This window comes from Cobetia sp. SIMBA_158 (genome assembly GCF_046566945.1).
In the GTDB taxonomy this organism is placed as follows: domain Bacteria; phylum Pseudomonadota; class Gammaproteobacteria; order Pseudomonadales; family Halomonadaceae; genus Cobetia; species Cobetia amphilecti.
The window spans coordinates 1-273 of the sequence record NZ_JAWJYL010000358.1 but is presented as its reverse complement, the minus strand read 5'-3'; the positions used below and the strand labels follow the sequence as shown (position 1 = coordinate 273).

Below are 273 nucleotides of genomic sequence, written 5' to 3'. Positions count from 1 at the left end.
AACCCCGATGCCGATCAAATTGCCCGTTTAGTCGCTTTAGGTAAAAATGTATCGGTAAATATAAATGTACGAACCGAAAACCTTGGCGAAGGCACTAGTTACAATGTTATAGGCCAATTTAACGGGACTGAAACCCCTGAACAATATGTATTAATTGGCGGACATTTAGACTCATGGGATTTAGGCACAGGCGCACTTGATGACGGCGCCGGCGTTGCATTAACTATGGCGGCAGCTAAACATATTAGCGATGTAAAACGCCCTAAACGCAGT

1 protein-coding gene is annotated in these 273 nt (G+C 44.3%); it reads left to right on the top strand.

Features of this window, described 5'->3' with window-relative positions:
• Positions 1–273, top strand: a 273-nt coding sequence (locus R2R70_RS20275) for a M28 family peptidase (RefSeq protein ID WP_410978939.1), incomplete at both ends; no start/stop codon positions are given.